Consider the following 5,516-nt stretch of genomic DNA (forward strand, 5'->3'; position numbering starts at 1 on the left):
TTTTGTTTAAGAGAAGTTCGGCGGTGTCCTACTCTCCCACAGGGTCCCCCCTGCAGTACCATCGGCGCTGTGAGGCTTAGCTTCCGGGTTCGGAATGTGACCGGGCGTTTCCCTCACGCTATGGCCGCCGAAACACTATTGACATGTTCAGGCAACACACGTGTGTTTGTGTGTTGCGGTTCCCGACCGTACGTCAAGAACCACAAAGTGGACGCGAAACAAATTAGAAAGAATTAGGTGTTATCAAGTCATCGGCTTATTAGTACCAGTCAGCTGCACACCTTGCGGTGCTTCCACATCTGGCCTATCAACCCAGTCGTCTGGCTGGGAGCCTCTCCACCCGAAGGTGATGGAAGTCTCATCTTGAGGCCGGCTTCCCGCTTAGATGCTTTCAGCGGTTATCCATCCCGAACGTAGCTAACCAGCGGTGCTCCTGGCGGAACAACTGGCACACCAGAGGTTCGTCCAACCCGGTCCTCTCGTACTAGGGTCAGATCCTCTCAAACTTCCTACGCGCGCAGCGGATAGGGACCGAACTGTCTCACGACGTTCTAAACCCAGCTCGCGTACCGCTTTAATGGGCGAACAGCCCAACCCTTGGGACCTACTCCAGCCCCAGGATGCGACGAGCCGACATCGAGGTGCCAAACCATGCCGTCGATATGGACTCTTGGGCAAGATCAGCCTGTTATCCCCGAGGTACCTTTTATCCGTTGAGCGACAGCGCTTCCACAAGCCACTGCCGGATCACTAGTCCCGACTTTCGTCCCTGCTCGACCTGTCAGTCTCACAGTCAAGCTCCCTTGTGCACTTACACTCGCCACCTGATTACCAACCAGGTTGAGGGAACCTTTGGGCGCCTCCGTTACTCTTTAGGAGGCAACCGCCCCAGTTAAACTACCCACCAGGCACTGTCCCTGAACCGGATCACGGTTCGAAGTTAGATATCCAATATGACCAGAGTGGTATTTCAACAATGACTCCACCATAACTAGCGTCATAGCTTCAAAGTCTCCCACCTATCCTACACAAGCCACACCGAACACCAATACCAAGCTGTAGTAAAGGTCACGGGGTCTTTCCGTCCTGCTGCGCGTAACGAGCATCTTTACTCGTAATGCAATTTCGCCGAGTTCGCGGTTGAGACAGTTGGGAAGTCGTTACGCCATTCGTGCAGGTCGGAACTTACCCGACAAGGAATTTCGCTACCTTAGGATGGTTATAGTTACCACCGCCGTTTACTGGGGCTTAAATTCTCAGCTTCGCCTTGCGGCTAACCGGTCCTCTTAACCTTCCAGCACCGGGCAGGCGTCAGTCCGTATACATCGACTTGCGTCTTCGCACGGACCTGTGTTTTTAGTAAACAGTCGCTACCCACTAGTCTCTGCGGCCACCACACCCTTTTCGGAGCAAGTCCGTATAAGTGGATGGCCCCCCTTCTCCCGAAGTTACGGGGGCATTTTGCCGAGTTCCTTAACCACGATTCTCTCGATCTCCTTGGTATTCTCTACCTGACCACCTGAGTCGGTTTGGGGTACGGGCGGCTTGAACCTCGCGTCGATGCTTTTCTTGGCAGCATAGGATCACCCACTTTTTATCCGCATCGTGTCTCACCCATCATGAACGGCGGATTTGCCTACCGTTCGGGCTACGCACTTGCACCAGGACAACCATCGCCTGGCTTGGGCTACCTTCCTGCGTCACACCTGTTAATACGCTAACCGCACCAGCATGGGGTCGTACGCTAGGCCCAGAGCATCACCCCGAAGGGATCCGTCACTGGGATTCAGATACTTAGCACTACTGGATTAGCTTGGGCGGTTCTTCGCCGGTACGGGAATATCAACCCGTTGTCCATCGACTACGCCTGTCGGCCTCGCCTTAGGTCCCGACTTACCCAGGGAAGATTAGCTTGACCCTGGAACCCTTGGTCTTCCGGAGGACGTGTTTCTCACACGTCTTTCGCTACTCATGCCTGCATTCTCACTCGTGTAGCGTCCACGGCTGGTTCACACCGCCGCTTCACTCGCCACACGACGCTCTCCTACCCATCAACACGGCTGGACCACGAAGGCCTACCAAAAATGTCAATGCCACAACTTCGGTGGCGTGCTTGAGCCCCGTTACATTGTCGGCGCGGAATCACTTGACCAGTGAGCTATTACGCACTCTTTCAAGGGTGGCTGCTTCTAAGCCAACCTCCTGGTTGTCTAAGCAACTCCACATCCTTTTCCACTTAGCACGCGCTTTGGGACCTTAGATGGTGGTCTGGGTTGTTTCCCTCTCGACTATGAAGCTTATCCCCCACAGTCTCACTGCTGCGCTCTCACTTACCGGCATTCGGAGTTTGGCTGACGTCAGTAACCTGTTGAGGCCCATCGGCCATCCAGTAGCTCTACCTCCGGTAAGAAACACGCAACGCTGCACCTAAATGCATTTCGGAGAGAACCAGCTATCACGAAGTTTGATTGGCCTTTCACCCCTATCCACAGCTCATCCCCTCAGTTTTCAACCTAAGTGGGTTCGGTCCTCCACGCGCTCTTACACGCGCTTCAACCTGGCCATGGATAGATCACTTCGCTTCGGGTCTAGGACATGCGACTGAATCGCCCTATTCAGACTCGCTTTCGCTACGGCTACCCCACACGGGTTAACCTCGCCACATATCACTAACTCGCAGGCTCATTCTTCAAAAGGCACGCTGTCACCCCTACTAAGGAGGCTCCAACGGTTTGTAAGCAAACGGTTTCAGGTACTATTTCACTCCCCTCCCGGGGTACTTTTCACCTTTCCCTCACGGTACTTGTCCGCTATCGGTCATCTGGGAGTATTTAGGCTTATCAGGTGGTCCTGACAGATTCACACGGGATTTCTCGGGCCCCGTGCTACTTGGGATACTCTTCACGCTGCGCACAACATTTCAACTACGGGGCTGGCACCCACTATGGCTGGCCTTTCAAGACCATTCGTCTATATCGTCACATCACGTCGACCACTCGGCAGAATGATCAAAAAAGTCCCGCAACCCCGGGCATGCAACGCCTGCCGGCTATCACACACACCCGGTTTAGCCTCTTCCGCTTTCGCTCGCCACTACTCACGGAATCACTATTGTTTTCTCTTCCTGTGGGTACTGAGATGTTTCACTTCCCCACGTTCCCTCTACCCGCCCTATATATTCAGGCGGGAGTCACCAGGTCGCAAAACGCCTGGCGGGGTTTCCCCATTCGGAAATCCTCGGATCAAAACTCGCTTATCAATTCCCCGAGGCTTATCGCAGATTGCTACGTCCTTCTTCGGCTCCAGATGCCAAGGCATCCACCGTTTGCTCTTAAAGACTTGAAAATCACATGAGTTACCACCAGTCCAGGAAAAGACTGGCAGCATTTAATTCTTTAAGATGCTCGCGTCCACTGTGTAGTTCTCAAAGTACGGGCGGTCCCCCACAACCGAAACCCCAAAGGGAAACAGAAGAAGGGGCCAAGAGGTTCGAAACGACCCACTCCCCGAAAGAAGCAGGCCGGCCCGGTCCCTCAGGACCCAACAGCGTGCAGACACCCCGCTCACCAACCCCACCGTTCCAGATCCAAAGACCGTACTAAGCAAGACCAGCTGCGCTGATGCCATGTCAAATGTTCCACCCATGAGCTAACCAGCAAGAAACAGACGTTCTTGACCTGGCGCCTGGACACCCCGAAGGATGCCAGATGCTCCTTAGAAAGGAGGTGATCCAGCCGCACCTTCCGGTACGGCTACCTTGTTACGACTTAGTCCTAATTACCGATCCCACCTTCGACAGCTCCCTCCCACAAGGGGTTAGGCCACCGGCTTCAGGTGTTACCGACTTTCATGACTTGACGGGCGGTGTGTACAAGACCCGGGAACGTATTCACCGCAGCGTTGCTGATCTGCGATTACTAGCGACTCCGACTTCATGAGGTCGAGTTGCAGACCTCAATCCGAACTGGGACCGGCTTTTTGGGATTCGCTCCACCTTACGGTATCGCAGCCCATTGTACCGGCCATTGTAGCATGCGTGAAGCCCAAGACATAAGGGGCATGATGATTTGACGTCATCCCCACCTTCCTCCGAGTTGACCCCGGCAGTATCCCATGAGTTCCCACCATTACGTGCTGGCAACATAGAACGAGGGTTGCGCTCGTTGCGGGACTTAACCCAACATCTCACGACACGAGCTGACGACAACCATGCACCACCTGTTTACGAGTGTCCAAAGAGTTGACCATTTCTGGCCCGTTCTCGTATATGTCAAGCCTTGGTAAGGTTCTTCGCGTTGCATCGAATTAATCCGCATGCTCCGCCGCTTGTGCGGGTCCCCGTCAATTCCTTTGAGTTTTAGCCTTGCGGCCGTACTCCCCAGGCGGGGAACTTAATGCGTTAGCTGCGTCACGGAATCCGTGGAAAGGACCCCACAACTAGTTCCCAACGTTTACGGGGTGGACTACCAGGGTATCTAAGCCTGTTTGCTCCCCACCCTTTCGCTCCTCAGCGTCAGTTACGGCCCAGAGATCTGCCTTCGCCATCGGTGTTCCTCCTGATATCTGCGCATTCCACCGCTACACCAGGAATTCCAATCTCCCCTACCGCACTCTAGTCTGCCCGTACCCACTGCAAGCCCGAGGTTGAGCCTCGGAATTTCACAGCAGACGCGACAGACCGCCTACGAGCTCTTTACGCCCAATAATTCCGGATAACGCTTGCACCCTACGTATTACCGCGGCTGCTGGCACGTAGTTAGCCGGTGCTTTTTCTGCAGGTACCGTCACTCTCGCTTCTTCCCTGCTAAAAGAGGTTTACAACCCGAAGGCCGTCATCCCTCACGCGGCGTTGCTGCATCAGGCTTCCGCCCATTGTGCAATATTCCCCACTGCTGCCTCCCGTAGGAGTCTGGGCCGTGTCTCAGTCCCAGTGTGGCCGGTCACCCTCTCAGGCCGGCTACCCGTCGACGCCTTGGTGAGCCATTACCTCACCAACAAGCTGATAGGCCGCGAGCCCATCCCCAACCGAAAAATCTTTCCAGACGCAGACCATGCGGCCACGTCACATATCCAGTATTAGACACCGTTTCCAGCGCTTATCCCAGAGTCAGGGGCAGGTTGCTCACGTGTTACTCACCCGTTCGCCACTAATCCACTCCAGCAAGCTGGAGCATCATCGTTCGACTTGCATGTGTTAAGCACGCCGCCAGCGTTCATCCTGAGCCAGGATCAAACTCTCCGTAAAAAACAGTTGCCACGAAACCACCGGAAAAAGGCAGAAACGCAACGAGTTCAATCATGACCAAAATGGTTCAATCATTGCTGACATCATCCATACGCCAACCCCCCAAAAGAGGATTGGACTTTGATCCAAAGGAATTCTCAACCAACCCAAAAAGGACTGGCCGAGGATAAATTGGCATTTGACAAGTGCACGCTGTTGAGTTCTCAAGGATCGGACGCACCCACACACCCACCAACAAAGGCAGGACGCGCAAGGCAACTTCACAATCTAA

The 5,516-nt window shown here is 54.3% G+C and carries 1 protein-coding gene and 3 rRNA genes; all 4 read right to left on the reverse strand.

Features of this window, described 5'->3' with window-relative positions:
* Positions 1-15 precede the first annotated feature (15 nt).
* A 5S ribosomal RNA gene (gene rrf / locus FM104_RS16195) occupies positions 16-132 on the reverse strand.
* Positions 133-239: 107 nt separating this feature from the next.
* Positions 240-3,345: ribosomal RNA gene (locus tag FM104_RS16200) — 23S ribosomal RNA — on the reverse strand.
* Between the two features lie 373 nt (positions 3,346-3,718).
* A 16S ribosomal RNA gene (locus FM104_RS16205) occupies positions 3,719-5,245 on the reverse strand.
* Together the 16S, 23S and 5S rRNA genes form the textbook arrangement of a ribosomal RNA operon.
* Before the next feature lie 67 nt (positions 5,246-5,312).
* On the reverse strand, positions 5,313-5,516 hold a 204-nt coding region (locus FM104_RS16660; RefSeq protein WP_218778598.1), incomplete at its 5' end, for a hypothetical protein.

The sequence above is a fragment of the Microbacterium esteraromaticum genome (genome assembly GCF_900163815.1).
GTDB lineage: Bacteria > Actinomycetota > Actinomycetes > Actinomycetales > Microbacteriaceae > Microbacterium > Microbacterium esteraromaticum_B.